Origin of the sequence: Actinosynnema sp. NPDC050801, assembly GCF_040673975.1 — a bacterium.
Classification (GTDB): Bacteria; Actinomycetota; Actinomycetes; order Mycobacteriales; family Pseudonocardiaceae; genus Actinosynnema.
Genome location: NZ_JBFAQZ010000005.1, coordinates 147,856 through 162,876, shown reverse-complemented (window position 1 = coordinate 162,876; position 15,021 = coordinate 147,856). Strand labels below are relative to the sequence as shown.

Below are 15,021 nucleotides of genomic sequence, written 5' to 3'. Positions count from 1 at the left end.
GGGTGACCAATATCGGGTTCGTGGTGGGAAGGACGTCGTCCGAATGTGGTGTGGCGTGGACGGGACGCGCTCGGTCCCTGGCAAGGGCGGTCCGAGGTGAACGGCGTGGGCTCGGCAACCGCGTCGTTCCTGGTGTCGCGGCGGCGGCAGCCCGGGCCGGGTGAGGCGGCAGGGTCGGACCTGCTGCGGCGGGTGAACGCGGTGGCCGTGCTGCTGGTCGCGGTGGACGTGACGGCGATCGCGGCGGTGGCCGCCCGGTACTCGCCGGGCGCGCGGTGGACCACGGTGGTGGCGGTGGCGCTGCTGGGCGTGCGGGCGGCGTGCCGGCTGTACCGGCGGCGGCTGTGGCTGTCGTGGTTCCACGACCTGCCGCGCTCCGCGGGCGCGACGGCCGTGGCGTTCGCCCTGGTCACGCTGGTCGGGCTGGTGGAAGGCGGGCCACCGGGCGCCACCGTCGCCGCCCAGTGGTCGGTGCTGGCGTTCGCCGCGCTGAGCGAACCGGCGCGGCTGGCCGTGTTCGCCTTCGGCCGCTGGTGCCGCCGCAGGTTCCACCGCTGCGACCGCACGATCGTGGTCGGCGCCGGGAAGGTCGGCGTCGACCTGGTCGGCGCGATGCTGGCGCACCCGGAGTTCGGCCTGCGCCCGGTCGGGTTCGTCGACCCGGAGCCCGCGCTGGACCCGGCCGCCCTGCCGGTCGAGCTGATGGACGAGGACCTGGCCGCCGCGATCACCCGGTTGGGCGTCGGCACGGTCGTGCTGGCGTTCTCCCACGCCCGCGAGTCGTCGGTGGTCGACTCGGCCATCACCGCGCACCGGCTCGGGTGCACCACCCTGGTCGTGCCCCGGATGTTCGAGCTCTACCAGGACGGGCCGGACATCGAACGGCTGCGCAGCTACCCGCTGATGCGCCTGGGCACCGCGCCGACCAGCAGGCCGAGCTGGTGGGTCAAGCGCGCCATGGACGTGCTGCTGGCCGCCGTCGCGCTGGTCGTGCTCTCGCCGGTGATCGGCCTGTGCGCGCTGGCCGTGCTCCTGGAGAGCGGCCGGCCGGTCATCTTCCGCCAGATCCGGGTCGGGATGGATGATCAGCCTTTCGTGCTCTACAAACTGCGCAGCGTGAGAATGAACGGTGAAGACGATTCCCAAGTCACCTGGTCGGTGGTCGGAGATCGCCGGGTCGGACCAGTCGGCCGATTCCTCCGCAGCACTTCGTTGGACGAACTACCCCAGTTGTGGAACATCATCCGGGGTGACATGTCGATCGTCGGACCGCGACCGGAGCGACCGGGTTTCGTGCGCGAGTTCTCGGCTATCCACGAGCTATACTGGGCCCGGCACCGAGTCCCCACGGGGCTTACCGGGCTCGCGCAGGTGCACGGCCTGCGAGGCGACACCTCGATTGTCGACAGGTCTCGATACGACAACTACTACATAGCCAACTGGTCGTTGTGGCTGGACGTGAAAATCCTGTTGCAGACGGTGGGTGAGCTGTTGTGCCGAAGGAACCGCTGAACCGACGACGACACCGCCGCACCCTCGCCCTGCTGTGCGCCGGTGTGCTCCTGGTGTCGGCCGCGGCGTGCACGGCGGGCGCGGCTCCCGGGCGACCGGTGCCACCCGAACCGCTCGGGCCCGTGCCGAAACCTCTCGCGCCGTGCGGCTGGTGGTACGGCATCGGCGAGCCGCCCAGCAACCGGGACATCACGTTCGCCGCGCAGCGCTACAGCCTGGTGGTGCTCAACGCCACCGAGACCTCGGCCCTGCGCAGGCTCAAGCACCTCAACCCGAAGATCAAGGTGCTGGTCTACAAAGACCTGGCCAGCGCGCGCAACTACCCCGGCGCGGTGGAGGGCGACGCGGACGCGCCGCTGCTGCCCACCGGCATCGGCTACTTCAAGGCCCAGCGGGAGAGCCCGCACTGGTTCGCGGTGGACACCAAGAACAACCGCATCGAGTGGAACTCGTACCCGAAGCACTGGCAGATGACCGTGTGGGACCCGGCCTACCAGAAGGCCTGGAGCGACGCGGTCACCGCCGAGGTCGTGCGCGAGGGCTGGGACGGCGTGCTGGCGGACAACGACTTCAGCAGCCTGAAGTACTACTCGTCGGCCGTGCTCAAGGGCACGGCGGACGCGGCGGAGTCCGATCGGCTGATCCGCGAGGGCATGGACAAGTTCCTCACCGCGGCCGGTGACGCGCTGCACAAGGCCGGGAAGATGTTGATCCCGAACGTGTCCGAATCCCATCTGACCGCGGGACGGTGGACGGCGCACTCGCGTTACCACGGCGCGATGGAGGAGAACTTCGGCCTGCGCGACAACGGCACGGGCGAGCTGCTCACGTTCAAGGGCAACGAGTGGAAGGAGCTGCGGTCCCAGGCCGCGCTCGGCGAGAGCTGGCTCCTGCTGATCACCCACACCAAGGGCGCGCGGGAGGAGCGCGTCGGGTACGCCACCGCCGCGCTGCTGGCCAGCCCCCACACGTGCTGGTCCGGTGCGACCACGAAGGACTACCGCGACCCGGACTGGTCGAAGTACCAGGACGCCGGCCTCGGCGAGGCGGTCGAGACGGCCAACCGGCTGCCCTCCGGCGTGTGGGACCGGCGGTTCACCGGCGGGTACGTGGCGGTGAACCCGACCGGCACCGCCGCGCAGGTGACGCCGCCACCGGGGTTGGTCGACATCGACGGCGGCGCGGCCGCGCCGGCCACGATCGAGCTGGCCGGTGGTGACGCCGTGATCCTGGTCAGGCCCACCGGCGCCACGACGACCGCGCCGACGCCGACCACCACGACCACCACCGCTACGACGACGACCACCACCACCACGGTCCCGACGACCACCACGACCACGACGGTGACCTCCCCGGCCACCTCCGAGCCGACGACGACCACTACCACCACGACCACGACGACCCCGGCCCCTATGCCGTCGCCGAGTCCCAGCCCATGAGTTCGCGGTAGAGGTCGAGGTGCCGCCGCGCGCACACGTGCGGCGCGAACCGCTCCCGCGCCCGTTCGGCGTGCGCCAAGCCGATGCGGCCCGGGTCCGGTTCCGCGAACAACGCGCGCAGCCGGTCGGCCAGCTGGTCGACGTCACCCGGCGCGGCCAGCGCGCCACCCGCGGCGGCACCGCCCAGCATGTCGGCCACCCCGCCGGTGTCCGTGGCCACCACGGGCTTGCCCGCCGCCATCGCCTCGGCCACCACCAGCGGCTGCTGCTCCATGGTGGACGGCAGCACGAGCGCGTCGTGGTGGCGCAGCAGGTCCGGCACGTCGGCGCGGAACCCCAGGAACTCCACCCGCCCGCCCAGCGCGCGGGCCAGCCGTTCGGCCCTCGCCCGTTCCGGTCCGTCGCCCACCACGGTCAACGTGGCGTCCGCCGGCATCACCCCCGGCAACGCCAGCGCCGCCAGCAGCGCCGCCAACCCCTTGCGCTCCACCAGCAGGCCGACGAACACCAGCCGCCGCACCGGCCCGACCGGCGGCTGCACGTGCGCCGGCGCCACGCAGTTGTCGATGTGCGCCACCCGGTCCCCGGGCACCTTCAGCCTGGTCGACAGGAACCGGCCCATGGCCCGCGCGGGCACCACCGTGCGGTGCACGGCCCGCGCCACCACCGCGTCGGCCGCCAGTACGGTCCGCGTGTAGGCCGACGGCCCCGCCGCCCGCGGCACACCCCGGAACCACTCCTCCCCCACGTCGTCGGGCACCCCGTGGTAGGTCTGGACGACCCGGTGCCGCCACCGCAGCCCGGCGCCGACCAGTCCGGCCCGCCGATCCTGCGCGTGCACCACGTCCGGCCGCCACGCCCGCACCGCCGCCCGCGCCCGCTTCCCGGCCAGCACGTCGGCCTTGTCGCCGACCTCCACGTGCTCGTGGTGACCGCTCAACGCCTCCGCGCCCCGACGCGGCACCGGACCGAACACCCGCACGTCCGCCTCACCGGAGGCGATCAGGGCCCGCGCCAGGCGCACGGTGACGTCCACCGGCCCGCCGCTGTCCTGGGTCAGCAGGTACGCCACCCGCAGCACCCGGCTCACCGCGCGCCCACCAGCAGCTTGTCGACCAGGGTCGCGATCTGGTCGGCCACCTGGCGCCGGTCGAACAGCAACTCCGCCCGCCGCCTGCCGTGCGCGCCCTCCAGGTCCGCAGCCGAGGGGTCGGCGAGCCGCACGGCGACCGCGTCGGCCAGCGCCGCGACGTCACCGGCGGGCAGCACGGCCCCGGCCTCGCCGACGCTCTGCCGCACGCCGCTGACGTCGAACGCCACCACCGACCGCCCGCAGGCCATCGCCTCCAACGGCACCAGCGCCATCCCCTCAGCCCGCGACGGCAGCACGACCACGTCCGCGGCGGCGTAGAAGTCGGCGACCGCGTCGTCGTGACCCCACCAGCGCACGGACTCGTCGTCGCAGACCTCCCGCCACCGCTGTGCCATCGGGCCGTCGCCGACCAGCACCAGCCGCGCGTCCGGCACCTTCGCCCGCACCTCCGGCCACGCCGCGAGCAGCTGGTCCTGGCCCTTGAGCGGCGCGAGCCGTCCCACGCACACGGCCGTGGGCACGTCCGGCAGTCCCAGCCGCCACCGCGCCGCGACCCGGTCGGCGGGCCGGAACCGGTCGACGTCCACGCCGTTGCACACCACCTCCGCGGGCCCCGCCACCCCTACGGCACGCCCGGCGGTCAGTTCGTCGTCGCTCACGCACACGAGCTGGTGCGTCCACCGCGCCGCCAGCCGTTCCCACGTACGGGCCGCGCGCGCCACCGGCCCGCCGGCGGACTGGAACGACCACATGTGCGGCTGGAACAGCGTCGGCCGCCGCCCGCGCACGACCAGCCGTCCGGCGAGCCCCGCCTTGGAGCTGTGCAGGTGCACGACGTCCGGCGCGAGGTCGCGCAGCACGCGCCGGAGCCGCAGCACCTCCGCCGCCGTCCCGATGCCGGGCTGCCGACGGGCGGGCCAGGCGCGCACCTCGACGCCGACGTCACGCGCCCGTTCGGCCAGCGGACCCGGCGGGCACACGACGGCCACCGACCAGCCGAGTTCCCGTTGCGCACGGGCCAGTTCCACCACCACCGCCGCCACGCCCGCCGTGACGGGCTGGCTCACGTGCACGACCCTCACCGGCGCACCACCTCCCGGTTCGCCGCCAGCACGACCACGCCGCACAACACCGCCAACACGACCCCTTCACCGAGCGCGGCCACCACGGATCCGGGTGGCCCGAACACGTCACCGATCAGGAACGCCACCGCGGCGCAGCACCCCGCCGCCGCGACCACACCGGCCACGCCGCGGGCCAGCGCGCGCAACGGCGGGCCGACACCCCGTCGTGCCAACGCCCACCACGTGCACGGCACCACCAGCCACGCCGCGGTGACCTGGACGAGCGCGACCGCCACCACGCCGTGCCGGGTGAACAGCAGCAGCCCGCCCACCAGCAGCACCAGGTGCGTCGCCTCCAGCGCCAGGTAGCGGCGGGCGTGCCCGGCGGCCTTGAGCACCTGGTACCACAGGTGCAGCAGGCTGATGCCCAGGCCGTACAGGCACAGCAGGGCCAACGGCGTCGCCGCTTCCGCCCACCGCGCGCCGAACACCACGACCCGGTCGGCCAACGTCGCCGTCACCGCGTACAGGCCGCCGGTCACCACCAGCACGGCCCAGGTGAACCGTCCGACCACTTCGGACAGTCCCTGCCCGTCGCGCATCAGCTTGGCGCACAACGGGAGCACCACGCCGCCGAGCACGACCGCGACCAGGATGTACGGCACCCAGGCGATCCGGTAGGCCAACGAGTACACGCCGACGACCTCCGGCCCGTGCACCCTGGCGATCGCCAGGTAGTCCACGTTGATCAGCAGCACGGCCACCAGCGCGCCGGGCCCGACCACCGCGATCCACCGCCCCGCCTCGACCGCCGCGTCCGCGTCCCACACCGGCCGCACCCGCACACCGACCACCACGGCGAGCACGGGTTGCGCCACCGCCGTGCACAGCAGGCCGATGACCAGGGAGTACGGTCCGGCGCCCGCCACCGCGAGCGCGATCGTCACGGCCGCGCCGAGCACCGCGCCGCCCGCGTCGGGCAGCAGTCGGCGGCGGAAGTCCAGGTCGCGGTGCAGCAGTCCCATCTGCACGCCGGCCACGGCCGAGAACGGCAGGCTCACCGCCGCGAGCCGCACCAGCGGCGCGACCGTCGGCGCGTCCAACGCGCGGGCGATCCCGTCCGCGGCGAGGACCAGCGCCACGGCCAGCGCCAGGCCCGCGCCCGCGCTGAGCACCAGGAGCGTGCCCGCGACGCGACGGGGGTCGCGGTCGGTCCGGCTGACCACGTCGTACACACCCATCGACTGGACGACCTGGCCGATGTTCACCAGCGCCACGGCCAACGCCACCAGGCCCAGGCCCTCCTCGGTGAGGAAGGCGGCCAGCACCAGCGTGACGGCCATCTGGCTGCCCTTGCTGACCAGGTTGACCGCGAACAGCCACAGCGAGCCCCGCACGGCCCGCTGACCGACGGGTGTCACGCCCGGACCGCGCCGACGTTCGCGCACCGGCGGGTGGCCGCGAACCCCACCACCACCAGCCACGCCGCCACGACGGCCACGCCGTCCACCGTCACGTCGACCCGTGCGCCGAACACCGCGCGGACCGCCTGGCTGACGAAGTGCAGGTGCGCGAACGGCACCAGGAGCAGCAGCACCGCCGGCCCGACGCGCCACCAGCCCCGTTCCCGCCGGTGACGCCACCACACGACACCGACCGCCACCACCGACGGCACGGCGATCAGCACGTCACCGGGTTGGTGCACCACCGCGACCACCACCGCCAGGCACGTCAGCAGGTCCGCCGCGGCCGGCTCACCCATCCGGTCCAGCCGCCGCGCCAGCACCGCGCTCGTCGCGAGCACACCGACCAGCGCCAGGGCTTCCGCGCCGGGCGGCAGCCATCCCACGACGCGGTAGCAGACGGCGGCGAGGTCGATCCGCTGCGCCGTCATGGAGTCCACCGCGCCGTAGGCGGTCTGGCCGGCGTGGGCCAGGTTCGCCGCGATCACGTCCAGGAACGGCCCCACCCCGCCGTCGCGCACGACCAGCGGCACCACGACGACCAGGCTGGCCGCCGCCGCGACCGCCGTCCCGGTCAACGCCACCCGTCGCGACCCGCGCACGAACAGCAGCACCGCCAGCGGCAGGCCGAACTGCGGCTTGAGCCAGGCCAGCGCCAAGGCGGCCGACGCCCACCTCGGCGCGTCACGCCGGGCCAGCAACGCGCCCGCCGCGCCGACCGCGATCAGCGGGTTCACCTGGCCGACGTACAGCTGCGCCTTGCCCACCTGGCTGAGCACGAGCAGCGTGACGATCACCGCCGTGCCCAGGGCGAGCGGCACGTGCGGGCGCAGCCGGCCCGCCGCCAGCAGCGCCAGCACGACCAGCAGCAGCAACGAGGCCACCGTGAACGCCACCGCGCCCACCCGGTAGCCCGGCAGCGCGAACGGCGCGTGCAGCAGCAGGTGGTAGGGCTGGTAGAGGTTGAAGCCCTGCCGCACCGGCCAGTGGTCGAACATGGTGGCGGGGAGGTAGGGGTTGCCGCCGGCCAGGAACTCCCGGATCGGGAAGTACAGCGCGTCGCGGAAGTCCTGCAACCGTTCCTCGGGCCGGGTCGCCGCGGTCGGGAGCGGCACCTCCCACGACGGCCGCAGCGCGCGCCACGCCGCCACGGCGCCCACGAACGCCACCAGGGCGGTGAGGAGGCGGGTCTTCTCCTTCAGCGCAACGGTCTTCAGCACGTCACCACCGCCACCACGGTCGCCGTGGTCGGCAGCGCGCCCACCACCGCCGCCAGCTCCTCGGGCCGCCCGGCGGCCGGGGCGAGGACGATCACCGCGTCGCCGTCGGCGGGCTCCCCGGTCTTGTCCGGCAGCTCGGCGGCCAGTTCCTCGGCGCGATCGGTCAGCTCCGGGACCACCGCCACCACGCGCGCGGGTCGAGCCGACGCCTCGCACAGCACCGCCAACCGCCGCGCCAGGTCGGGGTCGTCGTCCGGCAGCACGGCCACCGGGCGCCGCACGCCACCGGCGGTGAGCGCGGCGCGCACGTCGTCGCGGGACCGGGTCCGCCGCAGGTGGCCGACGGCGAACGCGGCCAGACCGGCCACGATCCCGGCCACCAGGGCCAAGCCGAACCCCAGCGGCCGGTCGGGCGCCACCTGGGTCGTCTCGGGCCGGTCGAGCAGGCGGAGCCGGGCGACGGGCGAGAGCAGGTCGGCGTCCACCACGGTCTGCGCGATCCGCGTCGCGGCCTGCGCGGCCTGGTCGGCGGTCGAGGCGCGCACCGACAGGCGGGCCAGGCCGGAGGCGGGCACCAGCTCCACGGACACCCGGCGGGCCAGGTCGTCGGTCGTGGTGCCCAGCTCGTCGGCCGTCGCGCGCAGCACCGTCGGCGTGCGCGCCACCTCGACCAGCGCGGGCAGCGACAGGGCGACGACCTCGCCGAAACCGGCCTGGGCGGACTCGCCGGGGTCGGTGGCCACCGCGAGCAGGCCGACGCGGCTCTCGTACTCGGCGCCGCCCAGCTCGACGGCGAGCACCGCGGTCAGCGCGACCAGCAGCGCGACGCCGAGGCTGACCGGCAGCGGACGGCGCAGGACGCCCGGTGCCCGTACGACGCGCAGGTTCTTCCAACCGTTGAGGTTCCTCGGGCGGTACCGGTCCCCGGAGGTGTTCCGCTCCTCCGAGCCGTGCCGTCGCTTCGAGCCGTTCAGGTGGTTCGAGCCGTTCGGGTCCTTCGAGCCGATCCGGTTCTTCCAGGCGTGCAGGTTCTTCATGACGCTCCGATCGCGGTGCGCAGCAACTCGTCGTAGGACCGCATCAGCAGCCGCGGGTCGTGCTCCCGCCGCACGGACGCGCGGCCGGCCTCGGCCAGTCCGGCTCGTGCCCGCGGGTCGAACAGCAGCGACCGCAACGCTTCGGCGGTCGCGGCCGGGTCGCGGCGCGGCACCACCACACCGCCGCCACCGGCCAGCGCCTGGCGCACACCGTCCACATCGGTCGCCACCACGGGACGTCCGGCGGCCAGCGACTCCAGCACCGCGATCGGCATGCCCTCCCAGTCGCTGGTGAGCACGGTGACGTCGGCGGCGGCCAGCAGGTCGGGCACGTCGCAGCGGTTGCCGAGGAACCGGACCCGGTCGGCGATGCCCAGTTCGGTGGCGCGCACGCGCAGCACGTCGCGGAGGCTGCCGTCGCCCGCGAGCCACAGCACCGCGTCGCCGGGCAGCTTCGCCCACGCCTCCAGCAGCACGTCGTGCCGCTTCTGCGGTTCCAGCCGCGCCGGGCACAGCGCGACCGGCACGTGCCGACCGACGCCGTGCACCGCGCGGACCGCTTCCCGGTTCACCCGTTCGGGTTGCGGGAACACGGCGTTGGGGATCACCACCGGGTCGGGGACGCCCGCGGCGCGCAGCCGGTCGGCCGTGGCGTCGGCGACCGCGACGACCGTGCGCGAGGTGTGCTTGAGGATGCGGGCCGCCCCGCTGTAGTCGGTCTCGGCGACACCGTGGAACACGGTCAGCAGCGGCAGCCGACCCGGCAGCACGGCCAGCCGGGCGACCAGGCTGGCCGAGACGTTGTGCGCCAGCACGACCTGCGGTCGGAAGCTGCGGATCGCCGCCTTGGTGGCCGTGGTGGCGCGCAGCACGCCGGCCGCCCTGCGCCGGGCCACCGGCACGGTGAACGTCGGCACGCCGAGGGCGCGCAACGCCTCGGCCCGGTGCCCGCCGCCGCTGGCCACGGCCGACTGCCAGCCGAACTGCGCGCCGGACCGGGCCATCCCGGCGACGAGCGCCTCGGCGCCACCGGTACCCATCTCACTGATCACGTGGAGCACACGCATCGTCGCTCGTCCTCCTCAGCCGCAGGTCGGCCGCGGCCACGACCGCGACCAGCGACCACAACGGCAGGTAGTACTGCTGGGACAGGAAGGTGGAGGCCACCACGACCGCGATCAGGGACGCCTGCACGGCCAGGACCGGCAGCGGGTCGGGACTGGCGCGGCGCACGCGTTCGCTGACGACCGCGGTGAGCGCCAGGAGTGCGGCGAACAGCGCGAAGCCGGGCACGCCGAGTTCGGCGGCCACCTCCAGGTACATGTTGTGCGCCACCGGTGTCTGCTCGTCGATCTCGGCGTTGTTCGAGGCGGCGGGGTAGCCGGCGCGGAACCCGCCCGGTCCGAGGCCGAGGCCGGGGTGGTCGGCGACCATGCGGACGGCGGCCTGCCAGCGCAGTTCGCGGGTGTCCACGTTGGTGGCGGCGATGTGGGTCTTCTCGCGCACCGCGCGGTCCAGCTCGGGTCCCGCGAACAGCACGGCGGCCACGCCGATCACGGCCAGCGCCGCCACCCCGCCCGCCAACGCCTTGAGCGGCAGCGCGCGTCGGGCCAGCAGCCACGCCACGGCGGCGGTGAGGGCGAGCGCGCCGCCCCGGGAGAACGTCGCCGCCGCACCCGCGACCAGGACGACGGCGGCCAGCGCGGGCAGCACGCGGTGGCGCAGGGCGAGCAGCAGCGGCAGTGCCGCGACCAGGAAGTAGGCCAGGTCGTTCGGGTCCTCCAACGGCCCCGCCGCGCGCGTCTGCCCCTCGGTGACCATGCCGTACAACGCGCCGACGGCGGCCACCACGGCGCCCGCGACGGTGGCCGTGAGCACCGCGCGGATCGGCACCTCGCGGGACACGACGTCCACCAGGACCACCGTGATGAGCAGGAACGGCAGCCAGCGGAGCAGGTAGTCCAGCGTGAACGCGCCGCCGGAGTGCACCGCCGAGGACGCCAGCAGCACCACGGCGAGCAGCGCGAGGACCGCGTGCACGGGGTGCGGCTCGGGTACTCGGCGTTGCCGCACCCGGAGCACGGCCCAGACGGCCAGGAGCAGGGCGGGCGGCACCTTGGCCAGCTGGCCGTGCACCTGGAGCAGGTAGCCCTCCAGCGGCGCGACGAACACCGTCGCGCAGGTCAGTGCCCGTACCAGCCAGGTCATCCGCCGCACCGCGCCAGCAGCCCGGTGTCGTGCTCGCGCAGGTCCGCGGCGAGCCGGTCGACGTGGGCGCCGGTGCCGACCACGTCGAAGTGGGCGCGCAGCGCGCCGAGCACCCAGCCCAGGAACTCGACCTTCCGGGCGCCGGGCACCGCCATGCCGGGGAAGAACTCCATGCCGGGCGCCTCGGCCGCGCCGAGGACGTCGGTCGGGTGCAGCAGCAGCGACGGCTGCACGCCGCGCGCCCGGCACAGCCTCAACGCGGCGGTGAAGTAGCCGCGTGCCAGGCGGGGTGAGACCTGGTGGAGTTGCAGCAGGTAGGAGCCGTGGATCGGGAGGCGGAGCAGCGGCATGGTGGTGACCGGCAGTTCGACCAGGCCCGCGCCGACGCGCCAGCGGTAGGCGGCGTTGGGTGCGCGGACGCGGGAGAAGCCGCCGAAGAGGTCCCGTTCTCCGCCGGTCGGCGCGGTGCGGTTGTGGTAGGCGCGGGCGAGCGGGCCGATCCAGGTGGGCAGGGTGCTGGCGTCGTAGCGGTAGCCGCGTTCGGCGAGCAGTTCCAGCAGGTCGCGGGTGACGCTGTAGCCGGGGCCGCGGAACCCGGTCGGCCGTGGCGCGCCGGCCGCGACGATGGCGTCCTCGGTGCGGGCGAGTTCGGCTTCGAGCCGGTCGCGGGTGTAGCGGTGCAGCCAGGGTTCGTGGCCGAACGAGTGGTTGCCGACCTCGTGCCCGGCGGCGGTGATGGCGGCGACGGCCCGTGCGCCGTCCTCGCGTTCGACGTCCGCGCCGACGACGAAGACGGTCGTGGTGAGGCCGTGCGTGCCGAACGCCTCCAGCAGCCGCGGCACGGCGGTGGGCAGGAAGCTGGGGCGGCGTTCCCACTCCGGGTCGCCGTGGGTCTTGAGGTAGGCCCAGAGGTTGTCCAGGTCGAGGGAGACGCTGGCGGTGTTCACCCGCTCACCTCCGTCGCCGGTGTCCTGGTGAAGCGGTCGGCGTAGCCGAGCAGGAGCACGCCGGACACGACCAGCGCGACGCCGAGCGCCACCCACCACTCGCGGCCCGGGGTGATCCGGTCGCCGAGGGCGGCGATGCCGATGATCGAGGTGAGCACGACGGTGGTGGCGTCCATGGTGGCCACGGTCGAGGTGGCCGAGCCGCGGCGCAGGGCCAGGGCGAGGTAGGACTGGCCGACCAGGGCGGCGACGATCATCAGCCACGCCAGCGGGTACAGCGGGAGGGTGAGCAGCGGTTCGTCGGCGAGGGTGCGGCTGGTCATGGCGACCACGGCGAAGGTCAGGCCCGCGGCGGCGGCCAGCGGCACCACCCCGCCGATCCGGCGCTGCACCAGGACGAGCGCGACCACGGGCAGTCCGAACAGGACGATGCCGAGGCCTTGCGGGACGTCGTGCGCGGCCGACGGCGTGGCCGCCGCGACGAGCAGCACCAGGCCGGCGGCCATCACGACGAGCACCACCACCTCGATCGCGCGGACCCGCCAGCCGAGCACGACGATGCCGAACAGGGTGGCCAGGCCGACCGCGCACGACGACCCGGCCTGGACGAGGTAGAGCGGCAGTTGGGCGCGGGCCAGGAACGCCAGCGCGAAACCGCCGACCTGGCCCGCGAAGCCGAGCAGGTAGAGCCGGTCGCGGGCGAGCCGGGCAAGCAGGCCGAGCCCGCCGCCGCCTTCCTCGGCGCGCCGGGAGGCGATCGACTGGGCGACGATGCCCAGCGCGTACAGCACCGCGGACGCTGCGAGTTCGAGGTAACCAGTCACGCGACCCTTCCCAGGGAGATAACGGCCCGTGGAGACAGCCGGCGCGCGGAAGCGGTCGGTGTGATCCCGATATCGGATGGGGAGCGTAGAACCCGGATGTGCTCGACTCGTTCGAGCGATAGGCCACTACACGATCGAGTTACATTGCCGACTACACAACGAAGTTCTGCCTCCGGCCCGACCGGTGCGGCGATCCGGCCCGCACGACGCACGTCGCGCGGGCACGGGCGGCCGGGGTCACGCGGTGTCGGAGCCTATGATCGGGGCCGTGACTTGGACCGGCCGCACCGATCGGTGGATGCGGGCACACCCGGTCGTGCCGGACACCGTCCTCGCCCTGGTCATCGGCGCGGTCATCGGGGCCGCTTCGCTCGACATCCTCCGCGTGGCCACAGCACCCGCCTGGGTGCTGTGGGTGGCCGGTACCTGCGGGTTCGTGGTGCTCGCCACCGTCGCGCTGCGTCGGGTCGCCCCCGAGGCCGCCTTCCTGCTCGCCGGTCTGGCGATGGCGGTGACGCTCGCGCTGCCGAACACGGTGGTCTCGGCCGCGGGGCTGGGCCTGGCGGGGACGAGCGACGACCTGGAGATCCCGCTGTTCTTCCTCCCGTCGTCGGCGGTCTACCTGGTGCTCCTGTACGCCGTCGCCGCGCGGAGCTCACGGCTCAAGAGCCTGCTCGCCCTCGGGATCAGCGTGGTCGGGGCGTTGGTGTGCACGGTGCGGATGGCGACGGCGTACGGCATCCTCCCGGTGGGCCGGCTCACGCTGCTGCTGACCTTCGTCGTCCTGGTCACGGCCGTGACCGGCACCTGGGCCATGGGCCGGTCCCACTTCGACCGGCGGCAACGCCTGGTCGAGGATGCCGCGGCGGCCGCCGAGCGTGCGGCGACCGACGAGCGCGAGCGCATCGCCCGCGACATGCACGACATCGTCGCCCACTCGTTGGCGGTCATCGTGCGCCAGGCCGAGGGTGGCTCCGCCATCGCCGCCAAGTCACCGGACCGCGCGACCCGGGCGCTGTCGGTCATCGCCGACACCGCGCGGGAGGCCCTGGCCGACATGCGCGGCACGTTGCAGGTGTTGCGGGGAGCCGCTTCCGCGGAGTCCGTGCGGCCCTCGCTCGCCGCGGTACCGGCCCTGGTGGAACGGGTGCGCGCGACAGGCGTCGACGTCCGCTTCGCCGAGCGCGGTCCGGCCGGTGCCCTGACGGCGGGCGCGGCCGCGGCGGCGTACCGCCTGATCCAGGAGGCGCTGACCAACAGCGTCAAGCACGCGGGCTCGCACCCCACGGTCACCGTGACGATCGCGCACGCACCGGGTTCGTCGGTGGTCACCGTCGACGACGACGGCGGGGACGCCGACGACCGGCGGGCGGTACCCGGCACCGGCGCCGGGCTGCGCGGTGTCCGGGAGCGGGTGCGAGCCGCGGGCGGTGTGTTCGAAGCCGGCCCCGTCGAGGGCGGCTTCAGGGTGCGCGCGGAGTTCCGCGCCGGCGTTGGGGAGCCTTCGAGATGACGATCAGAGTCGCCCTCGTGGACGACCAGGAGCTGATCCGCGTCGGCCTGGCCATGGTCATCGACGCGACGGACGACATCCGGATCGTCCTGCAGGCCGGCGACGGTGCGGACGCGGTCGCGAAGCTCGCTGAGACGCGGGTCGACGTCGTGCTGATGGACGTGCAGATGCCGGGCATGAACGGCGTCGAGGCCACCGGTCTGGTGACGGCCCGCGAGAACCCGCCCAAGGTGATCGTGCTGACGACGTTCGACCTCGACGAGTACGCCCTCGCCGGGCTGCGGGCCGGCGCGAGCGGGTTCCTGCTCAAGGACGCGTCGGCCGCCGAGGTGCTGCACGCCATCCGCGCCGTCCACGCCGGCGATGCCGTGATCGCGCCGTCCACGACCCGCCGCATGGTGGAGCACCTCGTCACCTCACGGGTCGCCCGCGACGCCTCGCCGCTGCTGAAGCGGCTCACCGCACGGGAACGGGACGTGCTGCTGGAGATCGCCCGGGGGCACTCCAACGCCGAGACCGCGCAGCGGCTGTTCCTGTCCGAGGCGACGGTGAAGACGCACGTCGGCCACCTGCTGGCCAAGCTGGAGGTCCGCGACCGGGTGCAGGCGGTGATCTTCGCGTACGAGAACGGGCTCGTTCGTCCGAGCTAGTCCGATCTCATCACTTCGGTGGAGCGGTTGGCGACCCGCGGTCGAGGACAC

Annotated in this window: 13 protein-coding genes; 4 read left to right on the top strand and 9 right to left on the bottom strand. The window is 74.1% G+C overall.

Annotation, left to right across the window (positions count from 1 at the left end; translation table 11 throughout):
* Positions 1-105 precede the first annotated feature (105 nt).
* Both AB0K14_RS13510 and AB0K14_RS13505 read left to right on the top strand, forming a co-directional pair.
* Complete coding sequence (locus AB0K14_RS13510; RefSeq protein WP_360450282.1) at positions 106-1,512, top strand: sugar transferase; 1,407 nt, start codon at positions 106-108, stop codon at positions 1,510-1,512.
* Positions 1,494-2,951: a putative glycoside hydrolase family 15 protein gene (locus tag AB0K14_RS13505; RefSeq protein WP_360450280.1), complete on the top strand. Its 1,458-nt coding sequence runs from the start codon at positions 1,494-1,496 to the stop codon at positions 2,949-2,951. Before AB0K14_RS13510 ends, AB0K14_RS13505 begins: the two co-directional genes overlap by 19 nt.
* On the opposite strand, the gene AB0K14_RS13500 is transcribed toward AB0K14_RS13505, so the two are convergent.
* From AB0K14_RS13500 to AB0K14_RS13460, 9 genes are read right to left on the bottom strand one after another with little or no spacing between them, the layout of a single operon-like run.
* Positions 2,923-4,041, bottom strand: coding sequence for a glycosyltransferase family 4 protein (locus AB0K14_RS13500; RefSeq protein ID WP_360450278.1), 1,119 nt, complete (start codon positions 4,039-4,041; stop codon positions 2,923-2,925). The two genes, AB0K14_RS13505 and AB0K14_RS13500, sit on opposite strands and share 29 nt — an antisense overlap.
* Complete coding sequence (locus tag AB0K14_RS13495) at positions 4,038-5,126, bottom strand: glycosyltransferase (protein ID WP_360450275.1); 1,089 nt, start codon at positions 5,124-5,126, stop codon at positions 4,038-4,040. The genes AB0K14_RS13500 and AB0K14_RS13495 overlap by 4 nt, the downstream gene beginning before the upstream one ends.
* Positions 5,123-6,529, bottom strand: a complete 1,407-nt coding sequence (locus tag AB0K14_RS13490; RefSeq protein ID WP_360450273.1) for an oligosaccharide flippase family protein — start codon at positions 6,527-6,529, stop codon at positions 5,123-5,125. Before AB0K14_RS13490 ends, AB0K14_RS13495 begins: the two co-directional genes overlap by 4 nt.
* A complete protein-coding gene (locus AB0K14_RS13485; protein WP_360450270.1) occupies positions 6,526-7,791 on the bottom strand; it encodes a glycosyltransferase 87 family protein in 1,266 nt (421 codons plus the stop codon). The genes AB0K14_RS13490 and AB0K14_RS13485 overlap by 4 nt, the downstream gene beginning before the upstream one ends.
* A complete protein-coding gene (locus AB0K14_RS13480) occupies positions 7,785-8,828 on the bottom strand; it encodes a hypothetical protein (RefSeq protein WP_360450267.1) in 1,044 nt (347 codons plus the stop codon). Before AB0K14_RS13480 ends, AB0K14_RS13485 begins: the two co-directional genes overlap by 7 nt.
* Positions 8,825-9,895 (bottom strand): glycosyltransferase, encoded by a 1,071-nt coding sequence (locus AB0K14_RS13475; protein WP_360450264.1) that lies wholly within the window; start codon positions 9,893-9,895, stop codon positions 8,825-8,827. Before AB0K14_RS13475 ends, AB0K14_RS13480 begins: the two co-directional genes overlap by 4 nt.
* Positions 9,870-11,036, bottom strand: a complete 1,167-nt coding sequence (locus AB0K14_RS13470; protein ID WP_360450261.1) for an O-antigen ligase family protein — start codon at positions 11,034-11,036, stop codon at positions 9,870-9,872. Before AB0K14_RS13470 ends, AB0K14_RS13475 begins: the two co-directional genes overlap by 26 nt.
* Positions 11,033-11,983: a polysaccharide deacetylase family protein gene (locus AB0K14_RS13465; protein ID WP_360450258.1), complete on the bottom strand. Its 951-nt coding sequence runs from the start codon at positions 11,981-11,983 to the stop codon at positions 11,033-11,035. The genes AB0K14_RS13470 and AB0K14_RS13465 overlap by 4 nt, the downstream gene beginning before the upstream one ends.
* A complete protein-coding gene (locus AB0K14_RS13460; RefSeq protein ID WP_360450256.1) occupies positions 11,980-12,807 on the bottom strand; it encodes a hypothetical protein in 828 nt (275 codons plus the stop codon). The genes AB0K14_RS13465 and AB0K14_RS13460 overlap by 4 nt, the downstream gene beginning before the upstream one ends.
* Positions 12,808-13,075: 268 nt before the next feature.
* Between AB0K14_RS13460 and AB0K14_RS13455 the strand changes: the two genes are divergently transcribed.
* Positions 13,076-14,320, top strand: a complete 1,245-nt coding sequence (locus AB0K14_RS13455; RefSeq protein ID WP_360450253.1) for a histidine kinase — start codon at positions 13,076-13,078, stop codon at positions 14,318-14,320.
* Positions 14,317-14,970: a response regulator transcription factor gene (locus AB0K14_RS13450; RefSeq protein WP_360450251.1), complete on the top strand. Its 654-nt coding sequence runs from the start codon at positions 14,317-14,319 to the stop codon at positions 14,968-14,970. Before AB0K14_RS13455 ends, AB0K14_RS13450 begins: the two co-directional genes overlap by 4 nt.
* The last annotated feature ends 51 nt before the right edge of the window (positions 14,971-15,021 follow it).

What these genes read in the sequence shown, in the direction of transcription:
- AB0K14_RS13480 (WP_360450267.1), bottom strand. Translation starts at nt 8,828, where the DNA reads ATGAAGAACCTGCACGCCTGGAAGAACCGGATCGGCTCGAAGGACCCG.
- AB0K14_RS13475 (WP_360450264.1), bottom strand. Translation starts at nt 9,895, where the DNA reads ATGCGTGTGCTCCACGTGATCAGTGAGATGGGTACCGGTGGCGCCGAG.
- AB0K14_RS13470 (WP_360450261.1), bottom strand. Translation starts at nt 11,036, where the DNA reads ATGACCTGGCTGGTACGGGCACTGACCTGCGCGACGGTGTTCGTCGCG.
- AB0K14_RS13450 (WP_360450251.1), top strand. Translation starts at nt 14,317, where the DNA reads ATGACGATCAGAGTCGCCCTCGTGGACGACCAGGAGCTGATCCGCGTC.